At 63.8% G+C, this 25,259-nt stretch carries 27 protein-coding genes; 7 read left to right on the forward strand and 20 right to left on the reverse strand.

The window, feature by feature from the left end; translation table 11 throughout:
* Nucleotides 1–3: 3 nt before the first annotated feature.
* The 12 genes from ptsP to EOA13_RS04270 all read right to left on the reverse strand — a co-directional run bounded on the left by ptsP (nt 4) and on the right by EOA13_RS04270 (nt 11,629).
* Complete coding sequence (gene ptsP, locus EOA13_RS04215; protein WP_127289922.1) at nt 4–1,590, reverse strand: phosphoenolpyruvate--protein phosphotransferase; 1,587 nt, start codon at nt 1,588–1,590, stop codon at nt 4–6.
* On the reverse strand, nt 1,574–1,876 hold the full coding sequence (locus EOA13_RS04220; protein ID WP_127289924.1) for an HPr family phosphocarrier protein: 303 nt from the start codon (nt 1,874–1,876) through the stop codon (nt 1,574–1,576). Before EOA13_RS04220 ends, ptsP begins: the two co-directional genes overlap by 17 nt.
* 22 nt (nt 1,877–1,898) lie before the next feature.
* The gene (gene dhaM, locus EOA13_RS04225; RefSeq protein ID WP_127289926.1) at nt 1,899–2,288 is read right to left on the reverse strand and encodes a dihydroxyacetone kinase phosphoryl donor subunit DhaM; all 390 of its coding nucleotides are present in this window, start codon (nt 2,286–2,288) and stop codon (nt 1,899–1,901) included.
* Nucleotides 2,285–2,887 carry a dihydroxyacetone kinase subunit DhaL gene (dhaL, locus tag EOA13_RS04230; RefSeq protein WP_127289928.1) on the reverse strand — a complete coding sequence of 201 codons (603 nt, stop codon included), beginning with the start codon at nt 2,885–2,887 and terminating at the stop codon, nt 2,285–2,287. The genes dhaM and dhaL overlap by 4 nt, the downstream gene beginning before the upstream one ends.
* 72 nt (nt 2,888–2,959) lie before the next feature.
* Nucleotides 2,960–4,603 carry a dihydroxyacetone kinase subunit DhaK gene (locus EOA13_RS04235; protein WP_127289930.1) on the reverse strand — a complete coding sequence of 548 codons (1,644 nt, stop codon included), beginning with the start codon at nt 4,601–4,603 and terminating at the stop codon, nt 2,960–2,962.
* A 55-nt stretch (nt 4,604–4,658) separates the two neighbouring features.
* On the reverse strand, nt 4,659–5,672 hold the full coding sequence (locus EOA13_RS04240) for an ABC transporter ATP-binding protein (RefSeq protein ID WP_127289932.1): 1,014 nt from the start codon (nt 5,670–5,672) through the stop codon (nt 4,659–4,661).
* Nucleotides 5,665–6,777 carry an ABC transporter ATP-binding protein gene (locus EOA13_RS04245; protein ID WP_127289934.1) on the reverse strand — a complete coding sequence of 371 codons (1,113 nt, stop codon included), beginning with the start codon at nt 6,775–6,777 and terminating at the stop codon, nt 5,665–5,667. The genes EOA13_RS04240 and EOA13_RS04245 overlap by 8 nt, the downstream gene beginning before the upstream one ends.
* A 2-nt stretch (nt 6,778–6,779) precedes the next feature.
* Nucleotides 6,780–6,983 (reverse strand): hypothetical protein, encoded by a 204-nt coding sequence (locus EOA13_RS04250; protein ID WP_127289936.1) that lies wholly within the window; start codon nt 6,981–6,983, stop codon nt 6,780–6,782.
* A 343-nt stretch (nt 6,984–7,326) separates the two neighbouring features.
* Nucleotides 7,327–8,277, reverse strand: coding sequence for a carbohydrate ABC transporter permease (locus tag EOA13_RS04255; RefSeq protein WP_013528079.1), 951 nt, complete (start codon nt 8,275–8,277; stop codon nt 7,327–7,329).
* Complete coding sequence (locus tag EOA13_RS04260) at nt 8,274–9,221, reverse strand: sugar ABC transporter permease (protein WP_127289938.1); 948 nt, start codon at nt 9,219–9,221, stop codon at nt 8,274–8,276. The genes EOA13_RS04255 and EOA13_RS04260 overlap by 4 nt, the downstream gene beginning before the upstream one ends.
* Before the next feature lie 110 nt (nt 9,222–9,331).
* The gene (locus tag EOA13_RS04265; protein WP_127289940.1) at nt 9,332–10,663 is read right to left on the reverse strand and encodes an ABC transporter substrate-binding protein; all 1,332 of its coding nucleotides are present in this window, start codon (nt 10,661–10,663) and stop codon (nt 9,332–9,334) included.
* 276 nt (nt 10,664–10,939) lie between these two features.
* Nucleotides 10,940–11,629, reverse strand: coding sequence for a PIG-L deacetylase family protein (locus EOA13_RS04270; RefSeq protein ID WP_127289942.1), 690 nt, complete (start codon nt 11,627–11,629; stop codon nt 10,940–10,942).
* 27 nt (nt 11,630–11,656) lie between these two features.
* Here EOA13_RS04270 and EOA13_RS04275 point away from each other — a divergent pair, with 27 nt between their 5' ends.
* From EOA13_RS04275 to nhaA, 5 genes are all read left to right on the forward strand, one after another.
* Nucleotides 11,657–12,547 (forward strand): DMT family transporter, encoded by an 891-nt coding sequence (locus EOA13_RS04275; protein WP_127289944.1) that lies wholly within the window; start codon nt 11,657–11,659, stop codon nt 12,545–12,547.
* A gap of 47 nt (nt 12,548–12,594) precedes the next feature.
* Complete coding sequence (gene hrpB, locus EOA13_RS04280; RefSeq protein WP_127289946.1) at nt 12,595–15,177, forward strand: ATP-dependent helicase HrpB; 2,583 nt, start codon at nt 12,595–12,597, stop codon at nt 15,175–15,177.
* 116 nt (nt 15,178–15,293) lie between these two features.
* Nucleotides 15,294–16,625, forward strand: coding sequence for an ActS/PrrB/RegB family redox-sensitive histidine kinase (locus EOA13_RS04285; RefSeq protein ID WP_127289948.1), 1,332 nt, complete (start codon nt 15,294–15,296; stop codon nt 16,623–16,625).
* Between the two features lie 85 nt (nt 16,626–16,710).
* Nucleotides 16,711–17,274, forward strand: coding sequence for an ActR/PrrA/RegA family redox response regulator transcription factor (locus EOA13_RS04290; protein WP_013528072.1), 564 nt, complete (start codon nt 16,711–16,713; stop codon nt 17,272–17,274).
* 63 nt (nt 17,275–17,337) lie between these two features.
* Nucleotides 17,338–18,534 carry a Na+/H+ antiporter NhaA gene (nhaA, locus tag EOA13_RS04295; RefSeq protein WP_127289950.1) on the forward strand — a complete coding sequence of 399 codons (1,197 nt, stop codon included), beginning with the start codon at nt 17,338–17,340 and terminating at the stop codon, nt 18,532–18,534.
* 25 nt (nt 18,535–18,559) lie between these two features.
* On the opposite strand, the gene EOA13_RS04300 is transcribed toward nhaA, so the two are convergent.
* The 3 genes from EOA13_RS04300 to EOA13_RS04310 form a co-directional block, all read right to left on the reverse strand.
* Nucleotides 18,560–19,060 (reverse strand): MmcB family DNA repair protein, encoded by a 501-nt coding sequence (locus tag EOA13_RS04300; RefSeq protein ID WP_023811626.1) that lies wholly within the window; start codon nt 19,058–19,060, stop codon nt 18,560–18,562.
* 89 nt (nt 19,061–19,149) lie between these two features.
* Nucleotides 19,150–19,338, reverse strand: coding sequence for a hypothetical protein (locus EOA13_RS04305; protein WP_127289952.1), 189 nt, complete (start codon nt 19,336–19,338; stop codon nt 19,150–19,152).
* Between the two features lie 325 nt (nt 19,339–19,663).
* Complete coding sequence (locus EOA13_RS04310) at nt 19,664–19,996, reverse strand: SMR family transporter (RefSeq protein ID WP_127289954.1); 333 nt, start codon at nt 19,994–19,996, stop codon at nt 19,664–19,666.
* 587 nt (nt 19,997–20,583) lie between these two features.
* On the opposite strand from EOA13_RS04310, the gene EOA13_RS37835 reads away from it, so the two are divergent.
* Nucleotides 20,584–20,802, forward strand: coding sequence for a hypothetical protein (locus EOA13_RS37835; protein ID WP_164779968.1), 219 nt, complete (start codon nt 20,584–20,586; stop codon nt 20,800–20,802).
* A 145-nt stretch (nt 20,803–20,947) separates the two neighbouring features.
* Here EOA13_RS37835 and EOA13_RS04320 read toward each other — a convergent pair whose 3' ends face one another.
* Together EOA13_RS04320 and cueR are read right to left on the reverse strand one after the other, a co-directional pair.
* A complete protein-coding gene (locus EOA13_RS04320) occupies nt 20,948–21,379 on the reverse strand; it encodes an OsmC family protein (protein ID WP_127289958.1) in 432 nt (143 codons plus the stop codon).
* Nucleotides 21,380–21,436: 57 nt separating this feature from the next.
* Entirely contained in the window at nt 21,437–21,859 is a 423-nt protein-coding gene (cueR, locus tag EOA13_RS04325) for a Cu(I)-responsive transcriptional regulator (RefSeq protein WP_127289960.1), read from the reverse strand.
* Between the two features lie 226 nt (nt 21,860–22,085).
* On the opposite strand from cueR, the gene EOA13_RS04330 reads away from it, so the two are divergent.
* Nucleotides 22,086–22,703: a L,D-transpeptidase gene (locus EOA13_RS04330; protein ID WP_127289962.1), complete on the forward strand. Its 618-nt coding sequence runs from the start codon at nt 22,086–22,088 to the stop codon at nt 22,701–22,703.
* A 113-nt stretch (nt 22,704–22,816) separates the two neighbouring features.
* Here the strand turns inward: EOA13_RS04330 and EOA13_RS04335 are convergent, their stop codons facing one another.
* The 3 genes from EOA13_RS04335 to trpS all read right to left on the reverse strand — a co-directional run bounded on the left by EOA13_RS04335 (nt 22,817) and on the right by trpS (nt 25,195).
* Nucleotides 22,817–23,386 carry a NifU family protein gene (locus tag EOA13_RS04335; RefSeq protein ID WP_023811631.1) on the reverse strand — a complete coding sequence of 190 codons (570 nt, stop codon included), beginning with the start codon at nt 23,384–23,386 and terminating at the stop codon, nt 22,817–22,819.
* A gap of 156 nt (nt 23,387–23,542) precedes the next feature.
* Complete coding sequence (locus EOA13_RS04340; protein ID WP_013528063.1) at nt 23,543–24,034, reverse strand: universal stress protein; 492 nt, start codon at nt 24,032–24,034, stop codon at nt 23,543–23,545.
* A gap of 93 nt (nt 24,035–24,127) precedes the next feature.
* Entirely contained in the window at nt 24,128–25,195 is a 1,068-nt protein-coding gene (gene trpS, locus EOA13_RS04345) for a tryptophan--tRNA ligase (protein ID WP_027039719.1), read from the reverse strand.
* Nucleotides 25,196–25,259 lie beyond the last annotated feature (64 nt).

Genomic DNA, 25,259 nt, shown 5'->3' on the forward strand with positions numbered 1-25,259 from the left:
CGCCTAGACCGAAATATCAGCGATGGCCGCCTTGGCCATGGCGAGTTGCGCCGGAGCGACGGAAAGATCGCGCAGGCCGGCCTCGAGCAGCGACGGGATCGAGGCGGGATCGCCACCGGCATCGCCGCACAGGCTGACCGGGATATTTTCACGCGAGCCGAACGCAGTCACGGCAGCGATCAGCCGCAGCACGGCCGGATGGCGGACCGAATTGAGATGTGCCACGGCAGCGTTGTCGCGGGCCGCCGCCATGACATATTGGGTGAGGTCGTTGGAGCCGATCGAGAAGAAGGCGGCATCAGTAAAGGCTTCCGGCACGATCGCCACCGAAGGCACCTCGACCATAATGCCGAGGGGCGGCATCTTGTGCGCGGTGCTGCGCGCGGCAAGCGCTGCCTGTTCCTCGGCAAACATCGCCGCTGCCTGTCGGTATTCCTCCACAATGGCGATCATCGGGAACATCACTTTCAGACTGCCATGCACGGCGGCGCGCAGCAGCGCACGAATCTGTACACGAAACACCTCCGGTCTTGCCAGCGACAGCCTGATGCCGCGCAGGCCGAGGAACGGATTGCTCTCCTCGACGGTGAAGCCGGGCACCGGCTTGTCGCCGCCGGCATCGACGGTGCGGATCGTCACCGGTTTTTCACCGGCCCACTCCAGTACCTTGCGATAGGCGCGATACTGCGTCTCTTCATCGGGAAGCGTCTTGCCGAACAGGAATTCGGTGCGCATCAGCCCGACCCCGTCGCAGGTGGCGATATCGATGCCGTCGACCTCGGACGGGTCGGCGATGTTGACCTGCACCCGCACCGCTGTGCCGGTCTTGGTGATCGCCGGCCGCGCCAGGAATGTCCCGGCCCGATCGCGGCGCGCCCGGAATGATGAAGAGGATTGGCGAAAGGCAGCGATTTCAGCCTTGGAGGGTGACAGCACGACGCCGCCATGTTCGGCGTCGAGCAGCGCTGTGCCGGCTAGATGAGCCAGCGAAGTGCCCAACCCGACAACCATAGGCACGCCGCGCGAACGCGCCAGCATAGCGACGTGGCTGGCGGTGCTGCCCGCCTTCAGTGCGATGCCGCCGCCGTGGCTCCAGTCGGTTTCGAGAAAACGCGTCGGCGCGATGTCCTCGCCATAGAGGATGGCGCCGGCTGGCGCCTGGACGTCGCCATCCTCGGACAGCGCCCGCAGCACCTGATCCCTGATGTCGCGGATGTCGGCGGCACGCGCGCGGAAATAATCCTGGTCTGAAGCATCGTAGCCGGCAGTCTCAGCATCAAGCGCTTGCCGCCATGCTTTGTCGGCTGGCAGGCCGGTGCGGATCGCGGCAAAGGCCGGGCTGCTCAGCGCATCGTCTTGCAGCATGGCGATCTGGAATTCGAGGATGTCGGCGGCATCGCCCTCGGCCATCCCGATCATTGCAGTGAGACGGCCCGTGGCAATGCCGATTGCGGCTTCGAGCGCGGCCTTCTCATCGTCGGCTGTTTCTTTGCCGACATAGGAGCGGACAGTCTGGTCGAGGTCGAAGAGCGGCCCTTCGGCATAACCGGCCGAAGCCGAAATGCCTTTAATCCTAAGCGGTTCGGGCACGGTCCGCGCCTTCGTCGAAATCGCGCCGCACCAGTTCGACCAGCGCGTCGACGGCATCATTGGCGCCGTCACCGCTGGCCCTGATGCGCAGCACCGTGCCCTTCGGCGCCTTGGCCGCCATCACCTTGACGATGCTCTTGGCGTCGAACCATGGTCCGTTGTCAGCCAGCGCGATTTCCACCTCGGCGGCAAAGCTCTTGGCCAGCTTGGTGAACTTCACCGAAGGACGCGCGTGCAGACCCACCTCATGGGTGATCACAACGGTCGCTTCGGCGGATGCGGACATGTCTTTCAAAATTCCCGTTCGTTCACGACGGCGACAATTCATGCGCCGTCGCCGCCACTTCCCGCAGCGAGGCGCCGCCGGAGGCCTCGGTCGCCGCCATCACCGCGCCTTCGACGATCGGCGCGTTGCAGACGATGATCTTGTGCGAGCGTGGCTCGCCGATCATCTCCACCGCCATTTCCGAGTTGGTCTCGGCACCGCCGAGATCGACCAGAATGGCGACACCGGCTTCCGACCAGGCCTTGTCGATGGCGCCCATGATCGCCTCGACATTGGTGCCGAGCCCGCCATGGCCGTTTCCGCCGCACCATGCAAGCGGCACTTCGTCGCCAACCATCTGGCGCACCATGTCGGCCGTGCCCTCGGCAACCAGCGGCGAATGCGAAACGATGACGATGCCGACATTGCTCATGGCTGACCTTCCAACGTTTCGACGATCGTGCGCACCAGAAGCGCGGTCGAACGTGCACCGGCATCCATGTGGCCGATCGAACGGTCGCCGAGGAACGACGCCCGGCCACGCAAGGCCTTCATAGGCACGGTCGCCTCGGCCGCCGCGTCGGCGATATCGGCGATTTCCGGCGCTGTCTTTCCCTGCAGCAGCGCGTCATGCACCGGCTGCAGCACGTCGAGCAGGGTTTTTTGTCCGATCTGCGATTTGCCCCGCGCGGCCACCGCTTCGATCGCCTTGCCGAACGCCGCCGTCAGATTGGCGCGATCAGGCGCCGCTGAAATCTCCTTGCCGAGCGCCAGGAACAGGGTGCCAAATAGCGGGCCGGAGGCGCCGCCGACCGTCATCACCAGCTTGGTGCCGATCGCCTTCAGGGCATCGGGCAGCGGTTTGGCCGAAAATGCTTCGGCTTCGGCGCGCACGGCCTCGAAGCCGCGCTTCATGTTCAGCCCGTGGTCGCCGTCGCCGATCGCCTGGTCGAGCGCCGTCAACTCCTCGGCGTGAGCGGCAATGGTATCCGCAGCGGCCGCGATCAGCCGGGCAAGGTTCAATGCCGCCATGTCACCCGCATTCCCGGTTTCCATGCCGCCCGCAGTATCGAAAGAACGCTCATTCGACAACTGGAGCATGAATCAGGCCGCTTCGTGGAGCGCGGCCGCCGCCGCGAAAACCTCGGCCACTGCATAGGCGCCGGGGTCGGCCACGCCTTGCAGCTTGCTGCCGACATAGGCGGACCGCCCGGATTTTGCCCTGTCCATGGCAGCGGTGGCCTCGGCACCATGGCGAGCCGCGATAGCCGCTTCGTCCAGGCTCTTGGCATCGAGCGCTCTGAGGGCAGGCTCCAGGGCATCGACCATCGTACGATCCCCCATCCTTGCGCCGCCATAAAAGGTCATCCGCTCAAGGCCGGCAAGCAGCGCCTTGGCCAAGCTCGCGCCGCTATCCAGAGCCTGCGCCGCCGCCGTGAAGAAGATCGACAGCAGCACGCCGCTGGAGCCGCCCATCGAGGCGCTCAGAATGTCGCCCATCGCGCCAAGGGTCGCCGCCGGCTCGGCAAGCGGCAGCGCATCAAGCCGCTCGAGGATGCTGCGCGCGCCGGTCGCCACCGTCGAGCCCGTGTCGCCGTCGCCCGCCTTGGCGTCGAGCCCGTTCAACGTGGTTTCCAGCGCGATCAGTCGTTCGCAGATGGTGACGAGAAGAGAGCGGGTCCGCGCATCCTGGCTGGGCTTGCGTGGCGCGCTCTGTCCGGCCGCTTTCGCCATCGGCAGGACGGCAGGCGGCACAACGGGCTTTGCCGGCATCCAGGCATGCGGGCCGACCGGCGTCAGCAAGGCTGCTTCGCGCGCGGCGTCGAGCCGGATCAGCGACAGCGAGAAGCCGTTCATGTTGAGCGCCGTCATCAGCGGTCCGGGCCCGATCGTCAGCTTGACGGTCTTGGCGAGCGGCGATGCAAGCACCGCATTGGCGACGACAGACATTTCGAGCGGCGGCACGGAGCCGAGATTGTTGATCAGCAAGGCGTAGGTGGCCTTGGGATCAAGCCGCGCCGCGAGGCGCTCCGCCATGATCGCCACCAGCCTGTCGGCGCTCTGCACCGCAATCCGCTCAACGCCCGGCTCGCCATGAATGCCGAGGCCGAGTTCACCATCGTTCTCGCCAAACCTGTCTTCGTGCGGTTGGCCGGGGATCGAGCAGGACGACAGCGACATGCCGAGCGAAACGATATCCTTCGCCGCCGCGCGAGCGGCCGTTGCGACGAATGCCAGATCATGGCCGGCCTCCGACAGATGGCCTGCGATCTTGTGCACGAACAAAGTGCCGGCAACGCCGCGCGGCTGGTTGATGTCCGGCAGCGCGATGTCGTCGGCGACGATCACCATCTCGACGCGAAACCCTTCGGCGCGCGCCTTCTCGGCCGCCAGGCCGAAATTGAGGCGGTCGCCGGTGTAGTTCTTGACGATCAGCAGGCAGCCGGCCGGACCGCTGACCGCGCGGATGGCTGCCAGCACCGCTTCGACGCTCGGCGAGGCAAAGATCTCGCCCGAGACCGCCGCCGTCAGCATGCCCTTACCGACGAAGCCGGCATGTGAAGGCTCGTGTCCGGCGCCACCGCCGGAGACGACGCTGACTTTCGTCTTGTCCCAACCGGCGCGCAGGATGACCTTAATCTCGGGATAGCCGTCGAGGCGCGCGAGATCGTCCGATCCGATGGTCCTTAACAGGCCGTCGAGCGCCTCGGTGACGATCGTTTCCCTGCGGTTGAAAAAGTGCTTCATCGAATTCGTCCCGTATTGGCAAAGTCAAAACCGGTGCTGAATCACCGAAAACCGCTCACATCAATCGCTGTCCGTCGGCGCCGAAATACAGCGGCGCCCGGTAGCGGATCACCACTTTGTCACCCTGCGCCAGATCCGTGTCGGGATCGGTCAGCGTCACCAGTTTCTTGGTCCCCACCGTCACATGCAAATGGTTCTGATCACCGAGATGCTCGACCCAGTCGACGACGCCGTCGGCATGACCATTCGCAGCCTTCGCGATCGAAAGATGTTCGGTGCGCGCGCCGATCGTCTTGGTTCCGGCTGGTGCGCCGCCATCAGGCAGCAGTCCGGTCGGCAGAAGATTGATCGCCGGTTGGCCGAGCCTTGCCGCGACATGCAGGTTTGCCGGCTCGGAATAGATGGTGCGCGGCGAACCGATCTGCACCAGCACGCCCTCAGCGAGGATGCCGATGCGGTCTGCCATCGTCATCGCCTCGATCTGATCATGGGTAACGTAGAGCATGGTGGCGCCGAGTTCGGTCTGGATGCGCTTCAACTCGAGCCGCAGATCCGCCCGCAGCTTGGCATCGAGCGACGACAGCGGCTCATCCATCAGGTAGATCGAAGGCTTGCGCACCAGCGCGCGGCCGATGGCGACGCGCTGCATTTCGCCGCCCGAAAGCTTGGTCGAGCGATTGGCGAGCTTGTGATGGATGCGCACCATCCTGGCCACCTCCTCGACCCGGCGGCGGATCTGCTCTTCCGGCATCTTTCGGGCCGGTGAGCGCAGCGGGAAGGCGAGATTGTCAAATACCGACAGATGCGGATAGAGCGAATATTGCTGGAAGACGAAAGCCGTGTCGCGCTCGGCCGGCGAGAGTGTCGTGGCATTGTGGCCGCCGATTTCGATCGTGCCGGCATCCGGCCGCTCCAGCCCGGCGATCAGCCGCAGCGTCGTCGTCTTGCCGGCCCCGGTCGGGCCGAGCAGCACGACGAACTCGCCATCGGCGATATGCAGGTCAAGGCCGTTGACGGCGGCATGGTCTCCGAAACTCTTGGTCACGTTCTTGATCTGCACCTCAGCCATGCTGGGCCCTCCGCTCAGAGGCGACATCGTGGATCGCGGTTCTCACCGCGCGGCCGGATCCCTTCTCGAACAGCGACAGCCGCGCGCTGCTCAGCGTCAGGCCGACGTGATCGCCGGTGGCGAGCCGAATCTCGGCCGGCACGCGTGCCTTGATGATGCCGTCCGTCGTCTCCACCGCGACGATCTGCGTGGTGCCAAGATATTCGGTGCCGTAGATGGCGCCGCGTAGCTTCGAGCTGTCGTCGAAACGGATGTGTTCCGGGCGGATGCCGAGCGCCATGTCGGCCGGGGCGATATCCTCGCGCACCTCCGGCACCGCCACTTTCGCGCCTTGGACGACGATCTCCTTCGCGCCCCTGGCGAGCCCGCCGCCAAATCCCAGAAAATTCATCGGCGGCGAGCCGATGAAGTCGGCAACGAACATGGTCGCCGGGCGGTCGTAGATTTCGCGTGGGCTTCCGAACTGCTCGATGACGCCATGGTTCATCACCGCGATCTTGTCGGCCATCGACATCGCTTCCATCTGATCATGCGTGACATAGACCGTCGTGGCACGGATGCGGTTGTGCAGTTCGCGCAGTTCATGGACCATCAGATCGCGGAATTCGGTATCAAGGGTCCCCAGCGGCTCATCCATCAGGAAGCACTTCGGCCGCCGCACGATGGCGCGGCCGAGCGCCACACGCTGGCGGTCGCCGCCGGCCAGGCCGGAGACGGACTTGTTGAGCAGATGGTCGATGCGCAGCAGCTTCGCCGTCTCCTCGACACGGGTGCGGATTTCGGCCGAAGGCATGCCTTGCGCCAGCAGCGGGAAGCCGATGTTCTTGCGCACATTCATGTGCGGATAGAGCGCGAAGAGCTGGAAGACGAAGGCGATGTCGCGCTCGCGGGCCCGCAGCATAGTGACGTCGTCGCCGCCGAGCAGGATCTGGCCGCCGGTCGGCAATTCGAGCCCCGCGATCATGCGTAAGGTCGTCGTCTTGCCGCAGCCCGACGGCCCGAGCATGACGAAGAATTCGCCATCTTCGACGACGAAGTTGGAATCCTGCACGGCGACGAAATCGCCGAAGGCCTTTCTCAGGTGCTGGACGCGGATTTCGGCCATGATTATTCCGGGAATTTCGAGACGATGATGAACATCACGGTGCCGGCGAGCATGGTGATGAAAGAGTAGGTGTAGAGCGACAGCACGAAGGGCTGGAACAGCATCAGGAAGCCGATGGCGATCAGCGCCGTCGCGATGTTTTCCATCAGCCCGCGCCGTGCCCAGCGAGGCCATGATGATTTCCTGGAGACGGCGGCGCGCGTCATACTTAGCCTTCCTTTTCCACGTCCAAAGGGAGAGATGGCTGCCAGGTGGTTCCCCCACTCCGTCGCTGCTTCGCAGCGCCACCTCTCCCCCCTCCGGAGGGAGAGGAAGGGAGCCTGGCTGAATTAAGTTCGCGCCCTTCCTCTACCCCGTCGATCGGGGGAGAGGTGTCGAGCGAAGCTCGACGGAGTGGGGGTCGACCTGACGCGGCGCGCGACGATACACGTGCCTGCTTGCCATGCACGCTCTCGCTAAATGCTAAGCGTTCGCAAATGTGTCGATCCCGTAGCCGTGAACGAGGAGAAGGTAAACGGTGACACCGGCGGCCTCTTATTCCCACATCAATCATTTGCGCACCGCGCCGAAGGTGATGCCGCGCAGCAATTGCTTGCGAAGCAGGATGGTGAAGACCAGGATCGGCACCAGGAAGATCGTCGTGCCGGCTGCGACCGCCGGCCAGTCCTGGCCGCCTTCGCCGATGATGGTCGGGATGAAGGGCGGCGCGGTCTGCGCCGTGCCCGAGGTCAGGAGCGCCGCGAACGCATACTCGTTCCAGGCGAAGATCAGGCAGAAGATGGCGGTCGCTGCAATGCCGGTCGTCGCTTGCGGCAGCACGGTGCGCCAGAAGGCCTGCAGCCGCGTATAGCCGTCGATCATCGCCGCTTCTTCATATTCGCGCGGAATCTCGTCGATGAAGCCTTTCAGCAGCCACACCGCCAGCGAAACATTGACCGCTGTGTAGAGCAGGATCATGCCAAGCGCGGTGTCGGACAGGCCAAGCTCGCGGTACATCAGGTAGATCGGAATGGCGACGGCGATCGGCGGCATGAAGCGCGTCGACAGGATGAAGAACAAAAGGTCGTCGGCGAGCGGCACCTTGAAGCGCGAGAAGCCATAGGCCGAGAGCGTGCCGAGGAACACGGCGCAAAAGGTCGAGCCGAAGGCGATGATCAGCGAATTGACGAAGCGCGGCAGGAAGTTGGACGGACCGGCGATCACCATGTTGCGCTTGCGCGTGGTCTCGTCGCAGAAGCCCGTCGCCGGGCCCAGCGAGTTGATGTATTCCGGCGTCTGCCGCGTCCGCGTCGTGAACAGATTGCAGTAGCCCTCGAGGCTGGGCTGGAACAGGATCTTGGGCGGATAGGCGATTGAATCCGGCGGCGTCTTGAAGCTGGTGGCGAAGATCCACAGCAGCGGCACGATCGAGATCAGTGCGTAAAGCACGATGATCGTGCCGGCGATCCGTTTCGAGTTGCTGCTCGGTGCGACGACCGAGTGGGCTGTGGTCAGGCTCATCTCTGCTTCACCTTGTTGAGCGCCTTGACGTAGATGTTGGCCAGACCAAACACCGCGACGAACAGGATGATGGCGAAGGCCGAGGAATAGCCCGTGCGCCAGCTCTCGAAGGCCTGCCGCTTCAGCGTTATCGAGGCGACCTCGGTGGTCGAGCCCGGCCCGCCGCCGGTCAACAGATTGACCATGTCGAACATCTTGAAGTTCTCGATGCCGCGAAACAGCACAGCCAGCATGATGAAGGGCAGCGCCATCGGCAGCGTGATCGACCAGAATTGCCGCCAGTTGGAGGCGCGGTCGACCTCGGCCGCCTCGTAGATGTATTCGGGGATGGAGCGTAGGCCCGCGAGGCAGATCAGCATCACGTAGGGTGTCCACATCCAGGTATCGACGATGATGATCGACCAGGGCGCCAGCGACACGTTGGAGAGCATCTGGATATCGGTTGGTGGGATCCGCGTGATGAAGGAGATGGCGTAGGCGAACAGGCCGATCTGCGGCTCATAGAGGAAGCGCCAGAAATTGCCGACCACCGCCGGCGACAGCATCATCGGCACCAGGATCAGTGTCGTCCAGAAGGCATGGCCGCGGAACTTCCTGTCGATCAGCCAAGCCAGGGTGAAGCCGATCAGTGTCTGCAACAGGATGGTCCAGAACACGAAATGCGCCGTCGTCTGCATGGCGATCCAGATATCCTTATCGCCGAGGATGCGCTGGTAGTTGGCGAGCCCGAGATTCTTCACCACCTCGTTCGGGCGGTTGGCCCGGTAGTTGGTGAACGACAGATAGATCGCCCAGAACAGCGGAAAGATGTTGATGGCCAGCAGCAACAGGATCGTCGGCGAGATGAACAGCCAGGCGAGGCCCTTGTCGCTGATGCCCCGGACCTTGCGGGCCAACGGCTCCGGGGTCGCCCGAGCAACGTTCTCCGCGGTCCGATTGAGCATGGTGAGTCCTGCTTCGGTCACTTGGTCGTCTCTGTCATGGAATTTATCTGAACTGCGTCCCGTGCCAAGGGCGGCACGGGACGCTAGGGCCCTAGCTCGGGAGGAGCCGATTACATCTTGCCATCGTCCTGGAAGACCTGCGTCCAGTCCTTGACCAGGCCGTCTAGCGCATCCTTGGCCGAACCCTGGCCGGCGACGACATAGTCGTGGAAACGCTTCTGCGAAGCCTGCAGCAACGGTGCGTAGCTCGGCTCGGCCCAGAAGTCCTTCACGATGGCCATCGAGTCGAGGAAGGTCTGCGCGTAGGGCTGGCTGGCCGGGAAGCCCGGATCCTTGACCACCGCGTTGAGGCAGGAATAACCGCCGAGCGACCACCACTTGGACTGCACGTCCTTGTTGGCGAACCACTTGATGTATTTCAGCGCCGCCTCCTGCTTGTCGGAATAGGACACCACGGAGATACCCTGGCCGCCTAGCTGCGCGAGTTGCTCGCCGTCAGGCCCCTTCGGGTTGACGAAGTAGCCGATCTTGTCGCCGCCGACATTCTCGTCCTTCTGCAGGCCCGGCCATGTGAAGGCGAAGTTCATGTGCATCGCCACCTGACCGGATTTGAAGGCATCGACGCCTTCGCCCATGTAGCTGTTCGACGCGCCGGGCGGCGTGCAGCAATCATAGAGCGCCTTGTAGAACTCCAGGCCCTTCACCGACTTGTCGGAGTTGACAAAGCCTTCCATTTCGTAGGGCTTCTTGGGGTTTTCGTACTGGAAGCCATAGCTGTAGAGCACGTCCATGGCGCCCATGGTGATGCCTTCCGAGCCGCGCTCGGTGTAGATCGAGGCGCCGTAGACGGTCTTGCCGTCGATCTCGCGCTTCTGGAAGAACTCGGCGACCTGCTTCAACTGGTCGAAGGTGGTCGGCGGGCCGAGATCCCAGCCGTACTTCTCCTTGAATTCCTTCTGCAGCTCCGGCTTGGAGAACCAGTCCTTGCGGTAGGTCCAGCCGACGACGTCGCCCATGGCCGGCAGCGCCCAGTAGTTCGGCGTGTTCTTCGGCCATTCCGAATAGCCGACGACGGTTGCCGGCACGAAATCGTCCATGCTGATCTTCTCCTTGTCGAAGAAGTCGTTCAGCTTGACGTAGTGGCCGTTCTCGGCGGCGCCGCCGATCCACTGGCTGTCGCCGATGATCAGGTCGCACAGCTTGCCGTGCGAGTTGAGCTCGTTGAGGAAGCGGTCGGCATAGTTGGTCCACGGCACGAACTCGAATTTCATGCCGATGCCGGTTTCCTTGGTAAAATCCTTGGACAGTTCGACAAGCGCGTTTGCCGGGTCCCAGGCGGCCCAGCACAGCGTCAGGTCTTCAGCGTGCGCGACGTTCGAGACGGCTGTCGATGTCAACATCGCCGAGGCCAGTCCCAACGCCAGTTTCAAGCTCGATTTCATGCCTTCCTCCCATTTGCGAAACGCGCCCGGATGGCGGTTTCAAGAGCCTTCTACCCCTCTCCTCAGGGGCCCAAACATGGCGGCGCAACAGCGCGGCAGATGTTTAGTAATTTGTTTAGTGATGCAATTTTTACTAAACAAGGCAAGCGAATTCGTTGCTGCGCCGCAGCATGCTTATGGCGACGTCTGAAAACGTTGGGAAAAGCGCGGGTCGCTGGTCGGCCTACCGAAGCTCTTCAGGCCGATTCTGACCAGGACGTGGGGCAGCCTCGGTTTTCAATCTACCCTTCTGGTGCTCACCATCACCTTGCAGATTGGCGGCGCCGGCGGCAGCAGCGCGCGGATATCGGCGAACGGGAACGACGGTTCGAAACGGAACGCTTCGGCCGATGAGCCTTGCGCGCTGTTGCACTGGCCGGCGCGAAAGGCGTTCTGTGTCCGCGCGATGTCGACGAAGCGGTCGGGATCCTGCGACTGATGCATTCGGATCGCCTCAACCTTGACGTCGGCATACCCGGAAATGTCGACGTAGTGCGTCGGCGAAAAACCGGTGCCGCCCATCGTGTCGGCATGCAGCACCGGGACGGTGAAAGACGCCGCGATGCGCACGCCGTCCGACAGCGCGCGATGGTCGGCGTGATAGTCGTTGGGCGCATGCGTGATCACCAGATCCGGGCCGGTTTGACCGATCAGTGCTTTCAGAGCTCCAATCAGCGCCGCATCGGCCACCAACTCGCCGTCGGGGAAGTCGAGGAAGCGTGGCATTGCACCTACCAGCGCGGCCGCGGCCGTTGCTTCATCGCGACGGACACGAGCGAGAACAGCGGGATCACTCGTGCCGCCCCTGGCACCATCCGTGGCCATTGCAAAAGTGAGTTCTGCGCCTTGCGCGGCATAGGCGGCCATCGTACCGAACATGAAGATCTCGATGTCGTCCGGATGCGCACCGAGCGCTAGGATTTTCAAACCACTCTCTCCCCGGAACTGTACAACGTGACGAACGGAATCCTGCTCGCTCTGATCGCCTACGCAAGCTATTCGGGCAGCGATGCCGTTGTCAAAAGCCTGGGCGGTCAGCTCACGATCTTCGAGATCGGCTTTTTCATAACCTTGTTCGCGGGCTTCTTCCTATTCTTCACGCGACCTGCGGGCGAACGCTGGCGCGATTTCTGGCGCACCAAAAGGCCATGGGCGGTGCAGGCGCGCGCCTGGGCGGGTATCGCTTCCGGCGTGCTCAGCGTCTACGCCTTCACCACCATTCCGCTGGCCGAGTCCTATGCGCTGATCTTCCTGGCGCCGCTCTGCGTCACCATCCTCTCCACGGTGATCCTCAAGGAGAAGGTCGGCCCCTGGCGCTGGCTGGCGGTGGTCGCCGGTTTTGCCGGCGTCATGCTGGTGGTGCGGCCTGGCTTTCGCGAGCTCAATCTCGGCCATCTTGCCGCCTTCGGCGTTGCCTTCCTCGCCGCCACCAGCGTCATCCTGATGCGCTCGCTGGCGCAGCAGGAAAAGCGCACCACCATGCTCGGCGTGCTGGTCGGTTGCGGCCTGCTGTTCAACGGCATTGGTGCCGCCGCCACCGCCTTCACTGTTCCCAGCGGAAAGCAGTTGCTGTGGCTGGTGATGGCCGGTGCCTTCACCGCGGGCGGACAATTCCTTCAACTGCTGGCCATGAAATACGCGCCTGCCAACCGCGTCGCGCCGACGCATTATTCGCAGATCGCCTGGGCGGTGATCCTCGGCGCGTTGTTTTTCCAGGAATATCCGGACGGACTGTCGCTGGTTGGCCTGGCGGTCGTTGGCGGCGCCGGCCTGTTGACCATGGTGCGGGAGGAGGCGCGGCTGGGCACCGTGCGCTGGAACCCGTTTTCGCGCACCCGGCTTTGAACCGACTCTGGTTGCGCCGTGGCCGTAACCGCTGATATGCGGGCGCCATGACCACAAAACCCCTGCCGGAGCTTCCTGTATCCGCCGTGCTGCCGGCGCTGAGGGAAGCGCTCGGCCATGGCAACAGCGCCGTGCTGGTGGCGCCGCCGGGCGCCGGCAAGACGACGCTGGTGCCGCTGGCGCTGCTTGACGCGCCTTGGCTCGGCGCCGGCAAGATCATCCTGCTTGAACCGCGCCGCCTCGCCGCCCGCGCCGCCGCCCGCCGGATGGCTGAATTGCTTGGTGAGGAACCTGGCGCCACCGTCGGCTATGCCATGCGCATGGAAAACCGCATTTCGGCAAAGACCAGGATCGTAGTCGTCACCGAAGGCGTGCTGGCGCGCATGATCCTCGACGATCCCGAATTGCCCGGCGTTTCGGCTGTCATTTTCGACGAATTCCACGAGCGTTCGCTCGACGGCGATTTTGGTCTCGCTCTGGCGCTCGACGTGCAAGGGGCGCTCAGGCCGGATCTGCGCTTGGCTGTGATGTCGGCGACGCTCGACGGCGCGCGTGTCGCCACACTCATGTCGGGCGCGCCGGTGATCGAGAGCGAGGGCCGCGCCTTCCCTGTCGACATCCGCTACGACGAGCGCCCTACCGGCATTGCCATCGAAGACGCCATGGCCAAGACGATCCGCTCGGTGCTTGCCGACGAGAGCGGCAGCGTGCTCGCCTTCTTGCCCGGCCAGCGCGAGATCGAGCGCACCGCCGAGCGGCTGGCCGGCAAGGTTGGCACCGATACCGACATCGTGCCGCTCTACGGCATGCTCGACGGCAAGGCGCAGGACGCGGCGATCAAGCCGGCGCCTTCAGGCCGCCGCAAGGTGGTGCTGGCCACCTCGATCGCCGAGACCTCGATCACCATCGACGGCGTGCGCGTCGTCATCGATTCGGGCCTTTCGCGGCTGCCGCGCTATGAGCCGGCCAGCGGCCTCACCCGGTTGGAGACCGTGCGCGTCAGCAAGGCTTCCGCCGACCAGCGCGCCGGCCGTGCCGGGCGCACGCAGTCCGGCGTCGCCATCCGGCTGTGGCGGGCCGAGCAGACGGCAGCACTCCCCGCCTTCACGCCACCCGAAATCTTGGAGGCCGACCTGTCCGGTCTGCTGCTCGATTGCGCTGCCTTTGGCGTTGCCGACCCGGCGGGGCTCGCCTTTCTCGATCCGCCGCCTGTTCCGGCCCTTAATGAGGCAAGGGGGCTATTGCGCGCGCTGGACGCCATCGACGAGACGGGGCGCCTGACGGAGGCGGGTGCAGCGATGCGCAAGCTCGCTCTGCCGGTGCGGTTGGCGCACATGGTTGCCGAGGCAGCCCGGAGCGGCCATGCCTTCGAGGCGACGATGCTTGCCGTGCTGCTCACCGAACGCGGCCTTGGCGGCGATGGTGCCGATCTGGAACGACGGCTGATGCGCTTTCGCGGGGAAAGATCGCCACGCGCTACCGCCGCCAAGCAGCTCGCCGAACGGCTGGCGCGGCAGGCTGGCACCTCTTCACCCTCCCCCTTGTGGGGAGGGTCGATCCGCGAAGCGGAGCGGGGTGGGGGTAGGCCGAGCGCTGCACCCCCACCCCGTCTCCCTCGCCTTGCTGCGCAAGGCGCGCTCGCCGACCCTCCCCACAAGGGGGAGGGTAAGTCAGCCGGTCCCCTGCTCGTCCACGCCTGGCCGGATCGGGTGGCGAAGGCGCGTGGCGAGCGTGGCCGTTTCGTGCTGGCCAACGGCTCCGGCGCCATGCTCGACGCCGCCGACCCGTTGGCGGGCGAGCCGTTTCTGGTCGTCGCCGACCTGCAGGGCAAGGCACAGAATGCGCGCATCACGGCGGCGGCGGCCATCGGCGAAGACGATGTCCGCGCTGCGCTGGCGGACAGGATCGAGGTCCGCCGTGAAACGAGCTTCGACCGCGACAAGCGCGCCGTGCGCGTCCGCGAAACAGTGCGCCTTGGCGCCATCACGCTTGCCGAGCGCATGCTGCCGCCGCCAATCGGTGCTGACGCTGATCGCGCCATAGCAGATGCGGTACGCGACCATGGGCTGTCGCTGCTGAATTGGAGCAAGGAGGCGCAAACGCTGCGCCAGCGGCTTGGCTGGCTGCATCGCGGCCTTGGCGCGCCCTGGCCCGATATGGCGGATGACGCCCTCATCGAGCGCCTCGACGACTGGCTGCTGCCTTACCTCGCCGGCGTGGCATCGTTTGCCGCCATAGATGCGGGCGTTGTCTCGGCCGGGCTGGCCAGCCTCGTGCCGCATGATCTGCAGCGCAGGATCGATACGCTGGCGCCAACTCATTTCGATGCCCCGTCGGGCAGCCATGTGCCGATCCGCTATGACGGCGAATGGCCGGTGCTGGCGATTCGCGTGCAGGAGCTGTTCGGCCTCGACCGCCATCCTTCGATCGCCAATGGCGCCGTGCCGCTGACGCTCGAACTCCTGTCGCCGGCGCACCGGCCAATCCAGACGACGCGCGACCTGCCCGGCTTCTGGCGCGGCTCCTGGGCCGATGTGCGCGCCGATATGCGCGGCCGTTATCCCAAGCACGTCTGGCCGGAAAACCCGCTGCTCGCGACCGCCACCGCCCGCGCAAAACCCAGAGCATGATCCCAAAAAGTGGAAACCGGTTTTTGGAAAGGTCATGCTCAAACAAGAAGTAGAGCCCCATCCGACTCCTCGGATTGGGGCGGGACCTAGCCTTTGGAGCCTCGCGGCTGTAATTCATGGCCATGATCAGCGTTTTGCGTTCGCCCGATTTCCAGCAGAGCCAGAGACTGCGCCTCAACACGCTGATCCGGCTGCGCTGGCTTGCCATCGTCGGTCAGAGCGTTGCGGTTCTCGTCGTTGCCTATGGCTTGAAGTTTCCGCTGCCGGTCAGCCTCTGCTTCGCCCTGATCGCCTGTTCGGCCTGGATGAATCTGTTTCTCGCCTTCCGTTTTCCGGCGGCGCACCGGCTCACCCCGCTTGCGGCCTTCGGCATCCTCATCTTCGACAGCCTGCAGCTTGCTGGCCTGCTCTACATGACCGGCGGCCTCACCAACCCGTTCTCGCTGCTGATGACCGTGCCTGTCGTCATTTCGGCGACATCGCTGCCCCTGCGCCTGACCGCCATCCTCGGCGGGCTGGTGATGTCGGCGGCGACCTTTCTGGTCTTTGTCCATCTGCCGCTGCCCTGGCATGAGGACGCGCCGCTGGCGATGCCTTTTCTCTATGTCGCCGGCATGTGGATGGCGGTGCTGTCCTCGATCGCCTTCACAGCCATATACGCCTTCCGGGTGGCTGCCGAAGCCCGGCTTCTGGCCAATGCGCTCGCCGCCACCGAATTGGTGCTGCAGCGCGAGCAGCATCTTTCGGCGCTCGACGGGCTGGCCGCCGCGGCCGCGCACGAGCTCGGCACGCCGCTCGCCACCATCGCGCTTGTCGCCAAGGAGATGGAAAAGGCGCTCGGCAAGGATCCGAAATACGGGGAAGACGTGACGCTGTTGCGTTCGCAGAGCGAGCGTTGCCGCGAGATTCTCAAGCGGCTGACCAGCCTGTCCTCCGAGGGCGAGGCGCATCTTTCGCGGTTGCCATTGACTTCGCTGGTGGAGGAGGTCACCGCGCCGCACCGGGACTTCGGCATCTCGATCAAGCTTCGGCCCGGCGAACGCATCGGCCCCGAGCCGGTCGGGCGACGCAATCCGGGCGTCATCTACGGCCTCGGCAACCTGGTCGAGAACGCCGTCGATTTCGCCCGCAAAAGCGTCACCGTGCGCTGGAGCTGGGACGAGGCCACCGTCACCTTCTCGATCATCGATGACGGCCCCGGCTTTCCGGCCGAGATCATCGACCGCATCGGCGAGCCCTATATGTCGACGCGCCAAGGCAATGAAACCGGCGGCGGTCTGGGCCTCGGCCTGTTCATCGCCAAGACCCTGCTCGAACGCTCTGGTGCCGTGCTCGATTTCCGCAATTCGAGCGGCCTGGGCGAGGGCGCCATGGTACAGATATCGTGGCCTCGTGGTGTGTTCCTCAATCCGGAAATCACTTCGGCCAGCATGTTCGACACCGCCTGAGAGCCTTGAAGGACCTCTAAAAATTGGACAAGGAGGCTCAGGAACTATATTTGCGTAAAATTAAGGCAGCAGGAATTTTGAGACTATGACAGGCGACGAGAATATTGGCGCAATGGTTGAAGGCGAGGACACCTCGCTGCTTGTCGTCGATGACGACAAGCCGTTCCTCACGCGTCTGGCCCGCGCCATGGAAGCCAGGGGCTTCGTGGTCGAGACGGCCGAGAGCGTCGAGGAGGCGGTTGCCAAGGCGCGCGCCAATCCACCCGCCTACGCCGTGGTCGACATGCGGCTTGGCGACGGCAACGGCCTCGACGTGGTCGCGGCCATCCGCGAAAAGCGTGAGGATTCCCGCACCATCATCCTGACCGGCTATGGCAACATCGCCACCGCGGTGACCGCGGTGAAGCTCGGTGCGGTCGATTATCTCTCCAAGCCCGCCGACGCCGACGATATCTTCGCGGCACTCACCCGCACCGCCGGGGAGCGCGCGGCCCCGCCGGAAAACCCGATGTCGGCCGACCGCGTCCGTTGGGAACATATCCAGCGCGTCTATGAGATGTGCGAGCGCAACGTCTCCGAGACAGCGCGCCGGCTCAACATGCACCGCCGCACCTTGCAGCGCATACTGGCCAAGCGGGCGCCGCGTTAAGGCCGCCGTTTGCCATGTTGCGGGATCGAAGCCCGCCAAAACAGATGGCATGACGGAGGCGACATGCAGGACTTGAAGCATCGGCCGGTTTCCGTCTTCCGCGAATTCCTCGATAGTGAAGCGGCCGGCGGCATCATCCTGATGGTGGCGGCGGCACTGGCCCTGATCGTCGCCAATTCGCCGCTCGCCGAAACCTATTTCTCCGCGCTCCACGCCTATCTCGGCCCGCTCAGCGTCTCGCATTGGGTCAATGACGGGCTGATGGCGGTGTTCTTCCTGCTCGTCGGACTGGAGATCAAGCGCGAGATGCTGGACGGCCAGCTCTCCACCTGGCCCCGGCGCGTGCTGCCCGGCATTGCAGCCGCCGGCGGCATGGTGGTTCCCGCACTCGTCTATGTGGCCGTCAACCGCGACAATGCGGCCGCCCTGTCCGGCTGGGCAATCCCGACCGCCACCGACATCGCTTTCGCGCTCGGCGTGCTGTCGCTGCTCGGCAGCCGCGTGCCGGCTTCGCTGAAGGTGTTCCTCACAGCACTGGCGATCATCGACGACCTCGGTGCCGTCATCATCATCGCCATCTTCTACACCAGCGGCCTGTCGCTGGCTTATCTGGGTGCTGCCTTCGCCGTCATTGCCGCGCTTGTCGTGCTCAACCGCATGCGGGTGATGACGCTGGTTCCCTATCTCGTGCTCGGCGTCATCTTGTGGATGCTGGTGCTGAAATCCGGCGTCCATGCCACGCTCGCCGGCGTGGCGCTGGCGCTGACCATCCCGCTTGAGCGCTCCGCCGGGATCGGCCATGATCTCGACCATTCGCCGCTGCACCGGCTCGAGCACGGCCTGCACAAGATTGTGGCCTTCGTCGTCATCCCGATCTTCGGCTTTGCCAATGCCGGCGTTTCGCTGGCCGGCCTCAGCGTCAGTGCGCTGATCGAGCCGTTGACGCTGGGTGTCGCCGCCGGCCTGGTGGTTGGCAAGCTGGTCGGCGTGTTCGGCTCCTCGGCACTTGCGATCCGGCTCGGTCTTGCCGACCTGCCCGCCAATGCCGGCTGGACGCACATGATCGGCATATCGCTGCTGTGCGGCATCGGCTTCACCATGAGCCTGTTCATCGGCCTGCTCGCCTTCGCCGGCGACGTGGCGCTGCAGGACGCGGTCAAGGTCGGCATCCTCGCAGGTTCCTTCATCGCCGCCATCCTGGGTGCTGCCGTGCTGCTCATGGCGCCCGCCAAAGGTGGCGTGGAGGGCGATGAAGAGTAGAGTCGAATAGACTAAGGGACAGCCGCTACTCGCTCTCACCCTCCAGCGCCGGCACCGACACGCCGGCAAGCTCTGCCGCCAGCAGCCGCGAAGCGCCGGCCCGCGCGACCCGCAGCATCAGCGCCTTGCGCGTTGCCGCTGCCATGCGGTGCTCGGGCGCATCGCGCAGGATCTCGGCGCCATAGCCGTCGGAAAGGATGAAGCCGCATTCCTGCGGAAAGATTTCCGAGGGCACGCCGGGATGGGTGGCGAAGAAGAAGCGGTCGGAATGCAGCCGGTAGTCGGGCCATTTGCGGTCGACCCTGAAATCCTCGATCGAGGATTTGATCTCGATGATCCAGATATCGCCCTGCCGGGTCAGCGCGACGAGGTCGGCGCGGCGGCCCGTGGCCAGCGACAGTTCGGGCAACACATGTGCGCCCATATCCATGAGCAGCCGCTGTACGCCGCGCCGCACCAGCATGGCGCGTTCGGACTGGCGGCCGTCGATGAGAGGATTGATGGGGATGGGGGAGATGATCGGCATGCCAGGCACCATGCCAGATTCTGTTCACGGTTTGAACCTGTTTTATGTGCGCGCTTTCAGGATCGTCGGGCTTCCACTCTTTCATCGGGCTACTTCCGCGCGATCCATTCCGCTAAGCCGGGCTCGATGTCGTCGCTATCCGTATACTCCCGGATCAAAAGCTCGGCCTCGGCCCGCCATTTGTCCTCTGGAATGTTCTTCTGGATGACGATTTTTATGAATGCGCTGCGCAAAATATCGCAGTCAAAAGCCGATACCGAGCTATCGAACTGGGACATGGCCAACCTCCCATCATAAGGGCGGGAGCTTAGCGTTACTCTCAACCACCGGTGCGCCGTTAACCCGTAGCCGGTGACCTTGGGGTTTTAATACGCTGTGAGGTGGCTTCAATAAGGATTCACTGTACGTTTTTAACCAAGCGGCCGGGCCTCAATTGCCGGTCAATTCGCGCGCTCTAGCTCCCGGCAGGCGGCAACCCCTCAAAGAAGCCGCAGTGGCCGGCGCGGATCATCATTCATCCGGCAACCCGTGCCGGCCATTTTGGCGTTGGGTCTGTCAAATACATAACCGCCTTTATGTAGGCGATCGTGTAGTTGTCGGACCTCAATGAACGCCCGTTTTGGACAGCAGGTTTAAAACCAGCACTCCAGCCAAGATCAGGCCCATGCCGACAAAACCTGCCACGTCGGGCCGTTGCCCGTAGACAATCCAAGCGACCAGCGCGACCAGAACAATGCCGCCGCCCGCCCATACTGCATAGGCAACGCCGACCGGTATACGGTCCAGCACCTGGGACAGAAAGAAAAACGCCGCAGCGTAACCGAGCAGCACCAACATCGACGGGCCAAGCCTGGTGAAGCCTTCCGAGGCCTTCATCGCGCTGGTCGCGATGACCTCACCGACAATAGCCAGGGCAAGAATGGCATAAGCAGACATTCGATGAACCTCCAGTGGCGGGAGGCATCTAATGATCAGAACGCTACGACGGCGTCACGTTCACTTTCCCGTGATCGCGCCGCGCCGCGAGCGGCGCAGGGTCTCGTCGATTGCAAGCGCGCGCGCCTGTCCGATGAGGCCCACCCAGCTACACTCCGGGCTGCGTCGCTCCTGTTAATTAGCTAGAGCGAATATAAGTGAAAGGTGATATTTTCGAAGCAGCCGGGGCTCCCCCAATACACCCCGCTCCGGTGAGGCCCGGTGGCGGTCCACCCAAAGGAAGGCTACCGGGCCGATCCCTGCAACCAACCGGTGACCCGCTCGTTGATCCCATGCCGGGTTGATCCCCCGGCACTCCAGGACCTGCCCGCTGCCGAGGGGCGGCGGGCCTTTTTTGCCGATTGGGTTCAAGCCCGCAGCGATAGCGAAGGCGCCGGCGGACTCCGGGACCTTCGCGTTGCAGGGTCTCGTCAGAAGTGGATCCAGAAGGATCTGCGGAAACACCTGCGGCGCCAGGAACCGTGGCGCCAATAGCGACGGCAAACCCGCCTCCACCCGCGTCGACGACGGCGGCGGTGCCACCTGCGGTGCCGCACGAACTCGACGCCGTCCTGGACATCGGGACCATCCGGGTCGAGAACGTCGTCGGACGGTTTGTCGAGCTCATCGAGAATGCCGGGCCCCGTATTCGGGATGCCGGCCAAGGCGGTGGCAGGACGCGCGATTGCGACGACGGTCGCAGCCCCTGCCAGCCCAAGCATTCCAGTCAGAAACAATCGCCGATCCATGCCAATCTCCATCGTTGATCATTGCAACAAGGGAAGACATAGCGCGTCAGATTGACGCGCCCAGATGCCGAAGAAAATTGGGTCAATCGCTCTGCCGTGCCGGCGGTGGGCCTATTTAGCGATCTCTGACAATCCACGCGGCCAAATCGCCTGTTCCCGGGGATCATTCCTTCGACAAGCCGGTCGCCGTTGCGTCCGTTTCGATGCTCACCGGCACGCCCTGGCGCAGGGAGTTGCTGACCGTGGAAATCGCCGCAGCCCTTGTGATGATCTCCGCCGGGTCGGAGCCGTCCAGCGTCGTGCAGGAAACCGTCATGGTTGACGAGGTCGCGAGCAAAGGCCTGCCTTCGAGGTTCAGCGTCACGGTCACGGCGATTTTGTTGAGCGTTACGCCCATTTCCTCGGCGACGTAGCGAAGGTCGTTGCAGAAGCAGCCGCCGATCGCCAGGGCGAGCAGCTGGCCGCCATTGAAGCCCAGGCCCATGCCGCCGGCCTTGCCTTCGGGCCGGTCGACGATGATCGTGTGACCGCCGGCCCAGCCCATGGCCGCCTGCGTGTCACCAACATTGCGCAGTTCGACGGTCATCGAGACCATTGTGGACGTCCTCCCGGCAGGAGTCGACCGGGCGCGGGCCTCGTCGACGTAGGGTCATTATGCAGGCGCAGAGGTGCCCCTGTCGCTGAGCAACGCCGCTCCCGCCATGTCATCAAGGATCGGACAATCCGGCCTTTCGTCGCCGTGGCAGGCATGGATCAGTTTCTGCAGGGTCGAGCGCATCGACTGCAGCTCGCGCACTTTCTCCTCGATCGTCGTGACATGGGCGGCGGCGATTTCGCGCACGTTGTGGCTGGCGCGGCTGCGATCCTGGTAAAGCGCCATCAACTGGCGGCAATCGTCGATGGAAAAGCCGAGATTGCGCGCGCGGCGCAGGAAGGCCAGCCGATGGATGTCGTCTCCGGAATAATCGCGGTAGCCGTTGGCGGCGCGCGCCGGGGCGATCAGGCCGATCTCTTCATAGTAGCGGATAGTCTTGGCCGGCAGGCCGGAGCGGTGGGCGGCGTCACCGACATTCATGACGGTTCTCCTCGATTTCCAGGAGCCCATGGAGCAGGCCCCTTGAATTTGCTTCACAATCCTGTGAGTCCTGTTGCCAAAATGCCATAGTGATACGCTTACCGGTAAGTCAAGGCAGGCATATAGGCATCGCGCGCTTGGCAAGCAAAGCAAATGCCAGCATGAATGATGATGAGAGAGCGGCCGACTCGTGCCGCCGAATTTGGGCGGGGCACCGGATCATCTGATGCGCATGAAGTCGTTTGCAATCATCGCCGCACTGGCGCTCTCCACTGCTATCGCCGGTTGCAGCACCATCGGCTCGCAGATCTTCTCCAACGACTACGGCGCGGTCACCGACGCCGGTTATCAGCTGCCGCGCATCCCGATCGAGAAAGTGCCGATGAAGTACCATCGGCAGGAAGTGAACTACGACAGCCCGGAAAAGCCGGGCACGATCATCGTCGATACGCAGAACAAGTTCCTCTACTTCGTCGAGGGCGACGGCAGGGCCATTCGCTACGGCATCGGCGTCGGCCGCGAGGGCTTCGAGTGGCATGGCACCGCCCACATTGCGCTCAAGCGCGAATGGCCGACCTGGACGCCGCCGAGGCAGATGATCCAGCGCCAGCCGGAATTGGAAAAGTTTGCCGGCGGCATGGAGCCGGGCCTGAAGAACCCGCTCGGCGCGCGCGCCATGTACCTGTTCAACAAGGGCGGTGATTCAGGCTATCGCCTGCATGGCAGCCCGGAGTGGAATTCGATCGGCAAGGCTATGTCGTCTGGCTGCATCCGCCTAATGAATCAGGACATTATCGACCTCTATGACCGCGCCTCGGTCGGCGCCAAGGTCATCGTTCTCTAGAGGTAGTTTTCGTACGCGGACCGTCTAGGCAACAACGGACGTCCCAAGCAGAAAACCGGGCAATTCGGCCCGGTTTTTTGTTGTTTGCCTCTAATGCGTCGAGAAGGAGGTCTCTACGAGACCTGCTCGACCTGCTGCACTTCCGGCACGAAATGGCGCAGAAGGTTCTGGATGCCGTGCTTCAGCGTCGCCGTCGAGGACGGGCAGCCGGCGCAGGCGCCCTTCATGTGCAGGAACACCGTGCCGTTCTCGAAGCCGCGGAAGGTGATGTCGCCGCCATCCTGGGCGACCGCCGGGCGCACCCGTGTATCGAGCAGTTCCTTGATGGTGATGACCAACTCCTCGTCGGCCTTGTCGTAGAACTCACCGGTCTGGCTGGTCTCGGCGGCCGGGCCGGCCTTGGCCATGACGGGCGCGCCGGACATGAAATGCTCCATGATGGCGCCGAGGATCGCCGGCTTCAAATGCTGCCAGTCGGGGCCATCCTTGGTCACGGTGATGAAGTCATAGCCGAAGAAAACGCCGGTGACGCCAGGAATTTCGAACAGCCGGCCGGCCAGAGGCGAGGCGACGGCGGCGCTGTCGGCATCGCGGAAATCGGCGGTGCCTTCCAGAAGCACTTCCTTGCCGGGCAGGAATTTCAGCGTCGCCGGGTTTGGCGTCGATTCAGTCTGGATGAACATGGCCGTCTCCGTGCCCGTTTGGGCATCTAGTTTGGAACAATTCTAAATAGGCTCAATTGGCTGGACATTCAAGCGAAACGCATCGCCGGAACAGCTGGCTGGCGGAATGTTTTTTCGCGCCCAAAATCGGACCGGCATCACCTGAAGAGCAGAATCTCAGGCCAGGCTGTCTATTTCCTCGTCCGACAGGTTCTGCGGCACCACAGTCACTGGGATCGGGAAGGCGGCCCCCTTGCCGGCCACGGCGCCGACAAGCGGCCCAGGACCTTCCTTGCCCGCACCGGCGGCCAGCACCAGGATGGCAATGTCCTGGTCTTCCTCGATCAATTTATGGATCTCTTCCGTCGGCTTGCCTTCGCGCACCACCATCTCGGGCTCGATGCCGAGCTTCTGGCGCACCTTGTTGGCATAGCTGTCGAGTGCGGCGCGCGCCGTGGCGTTGGCTTCCTCGCGCATGATCTTCTCGACACCCAGCCAATGCTGGAAATCGTCCGGCACGATGACATAGAGCAGCACCAGCGTGCCGCTGGTGCTCTGCGCCCGTTTCGAGGCATAGGCGACGGCGCGCTCGCATTCCGGCGTGTCGTCGATGATCGTCAGGAATTTCCTGCGATGGCCGGCTTCGCGGCTGAGGCGTTTGGAAACCATGTCTATCTACTCGGTGTCTTGCGGCCGCAATGTGCCACTGCGGGGGACCGGCGGCAAGCCGCCGGCCTTGTGCCAGTGCACCCGATGTCGCGATCAGCCCTGCAGCAGGCCGATAATGTCGCGCACCGTCTTCATCGTCGCTTCGGCCAGCACGCCGGCGCGCTCGCCGCCATCCTTGAGCACCGCGTCGACATAGGCGCGGTCATCCGAAATGCGGCGCATCTCGCTGGCGATCGGCGCCAGTTTTTCCACTGCAAGATCGGCCAAGGCCGGCTTGAACACGGAAAACTGCTGGCCGGCGAATTCCTTGAGTACATCCGCCTTCGACATCTCGGCGAGACCCGCATAGATGCCGACCAGGTTCTCCGCCTCGGGCCGGCCGGCCAGGCCGTCCAGCTCGCTCGGCAACGCTTCCGGGTCGGTCTTGGCCTTGCGGATCTTCTTCGAGATGTCGTCGGCATCGTCGGTCAGGTTGATGCGCGACAGATCCGACGGGTCCGATTTGGACATTTTCTTGGAGCCGTCGCGCAGCGACATGATGCGCGCCGCCGGCCCGCCGATGACCGGCTCGGTCAGCGGGAAATAGCCGTTCACGGTCTCTTCGCCGACCTGCATCTCGACGCCGACACCAAGGGCCGCGATGCGGTCGGAGAAGTCGTTGTTGAATTTCTGCGCGATGTCGCGGGTGAGCTCCAGATGCTGCTTCTGGTCCTCACCCACCGGCACGTGGGTGGCACGGTAGAGCAGGATGTCGGCAGCCATCAGCGAGGGATAGGCAAGCAGGCCGAGCGACGCGTTCTCGCGGTCCTTGCCGGCCTTGTCCTTGAACTGCGTCATACGGTTCATCCAGCCGATGCGCGCCACGCAATTGAAGATCCAGGCAAGCTCCGCATGCTGCATGACCCGCGACTGGTTGAAGACGATGTGCTTCTTCGGGTCGATGCCCGAGGCCAGGAATGCAGCGGTGATCGACCGCGTCTGGTCGGCTAGGTCTTCATAAACGAGTTGAGCTGTCAGCGAATGCAGGTCGACGACGCAATAGATGCAATCGGAGGTGTCCTGCAGGGCGACGAATTTCTTGATGGCGCCGAGATAGTTGCCGAGGTGCAGATTGCCGGTCGGCTGGACACCGGAAAAGACGAGTGGCTTGAAGGCGGTCATGATTGTCCTCATGGCTTGTGGAGGGCCGTATAAGCGTGATTCCGAAAAGTTGCAGACTTTTCGG

The sequence above is a fragment of the Mesorhizobium sp. M7A.F.Ca.US.011.01.1.1 genome (assembly GCF_003998295.1).
GTDB lineage: Bacteria > Pseudomonadota > Alphaproteobacteria > Rhizobiales > Rhizobiaceae > Mesorhizobium.

Coding starts and splice junctions, on each gene's coding strand:
- EOA13_RS04265 (WP_127289940.1), bottom strand. CDS start 10,663: ATGAAATCGAGCTTGAAACTGGCGTTGGGACTGGCCTCGGCGATGTTG.
- dhaM (WP_127289926.1), bottom strand. CDS start 2,288: ATGAGCAATGTCGGCATCGTCATCGTTTCGCATTCGCCGCTGGTTGCC.
- EOA13_RS04240 (WP_127289932.1), bottom strand. CDS start 5,672: ATGGCTGAGGTGCAGATCAAGAACGTGACCAAGAGTTTCGGAGACCAT.
- EOA13_RS04300 (WP_023811626.1), bottom strand. CDS start 19,060: ATGCCGATCATCTCCCCCATCCCCATCAATCCTCTCATCGACGGCCGC.
- EOA13_RS04305 (WP_127289952.1), bottom strand. CDS start 19,338: ATGTCCCAGTTCGATAGCTCGGTATCGGCTTTTGACTGCGATATTTTG.
- EOA13_RS04330 (WP_127289962.1), top strand. CDS start 22,086: ATGCGCATGAAGTCGTTTGCAATCATCGCCGCACTGGCGCTCTCCACT.
- cueR (WP_127289960.1), bottom strand. CDS start 21,859: ATGAATGTCGGTGACGCCGCCCACCGCTCCGGCCTGCCGGCCAAGACT.
- EOA13_RS04285 (WP_127289948.1), top strand. CDS start 15,294: ATGGCCATGATCAGCGTTTTGCGTTCGCCCGATTTCCAGCAGAGCCAG.
- EOA13_RS04310 (WP_127289954.1), bottom strand. CDS start 19,996: ATGTCTGCTTATGCCATTCTTGCCCTGGCTATTGTCGGTGAGGTCATC.
- trpS (WP_027039719.1), bottom strand. CDS start 25,195: ATGACCGCCTTCAAGCCACTCGTCTTTTCCGGTGTCCAGCCGACCGGC.
- hrpB (WP_127289946.1), top strand. CDS start 12,595: ATGACCACAAAACCCCTGCCGGAGCTTCCTGTATCCGCCGTGCTGCCG.
- EOA13_RS04235 (WP_127289930.1), bottom strand. CDS start 4,603: ATGAAGCACTTTTTCAACCGCAGGGAAACGATCGTCACCGAGGCGCTC.
- dhaL (WP_127289928.1), bottom strand. CDS start 2,887: ATGGCGGCATTGAACCTTGCCCGGCTGATCGCGGCCGCTGCGGATACC.
- nhaA (WP_127289950.1), top strand. CDS start 17,338: ATGCAGGACTTGAAGCATCGGCCGGTTTCCGTCTTCCGCGAATTCCTC.
- EOA13_RS04290 (WP_013528072.1), top strand. CDS start 16,711: ATGACAGGCGACGAGAATATTGGCGCAATGGTTGAAGGCGAGGACACC.
- EOA13_RS04220 (WP_127289924.1), bottom strand. CDS start 1,876: ATGTCCGCATCCGCCGAAGCGACCGTTGTGATCACCCATGAGGTGGGT.
- EOA13_RS04255 (WP_013528079.1), bottom strand. CDS start 8,277: ATGAGCCTGACCACAGCCCACTCGGTCGTCGCACCGAGCAGCAACTCG.
- EOA13_RS04320 (WP_127289958.1), bottom strand. CDS start 21,379: ATGGTCTCGATGACCGTCGAACTGCGCAATGTTGGTGACACGCAGGCG.
- EOA13_RS04245 (WP_127289934.1), bottom strand. CDS start 6,777: ATGGCCGAAATCCGCGTCCAGCACCTGAGAAAGGCCTTCGGCGATTTC.
- EOA13_RS04250 (WP_127289936.1), bottom strand. CDS start 6,983: ATGACGCGCGCCGCCGTCTCCAGGAAATCATCATGGCCTCGCTGGGCA.
- EOA13_RS04335 (WP_023811631.1), bottom strand. CDS start 23,386: ATGTTCATCCAGACTGAATCGACGCCAAACCCGGCGACGCTGAAATTC.
- EOA13_RS04260 (WP_127289938.1), bottom strand. CDS start 9,221: ATGCTCAATCGGACCGCGGAGAACGTTGCTCGGGCGACCCCGGAGCCG.
- EOA13_RS04340 (WP_013528063.1), bottom strand. CDS start 24,034: ATGGTTTCCAAACGCCTCAGCCGCGAAGCCGGCCATCGCAGGAAATTC.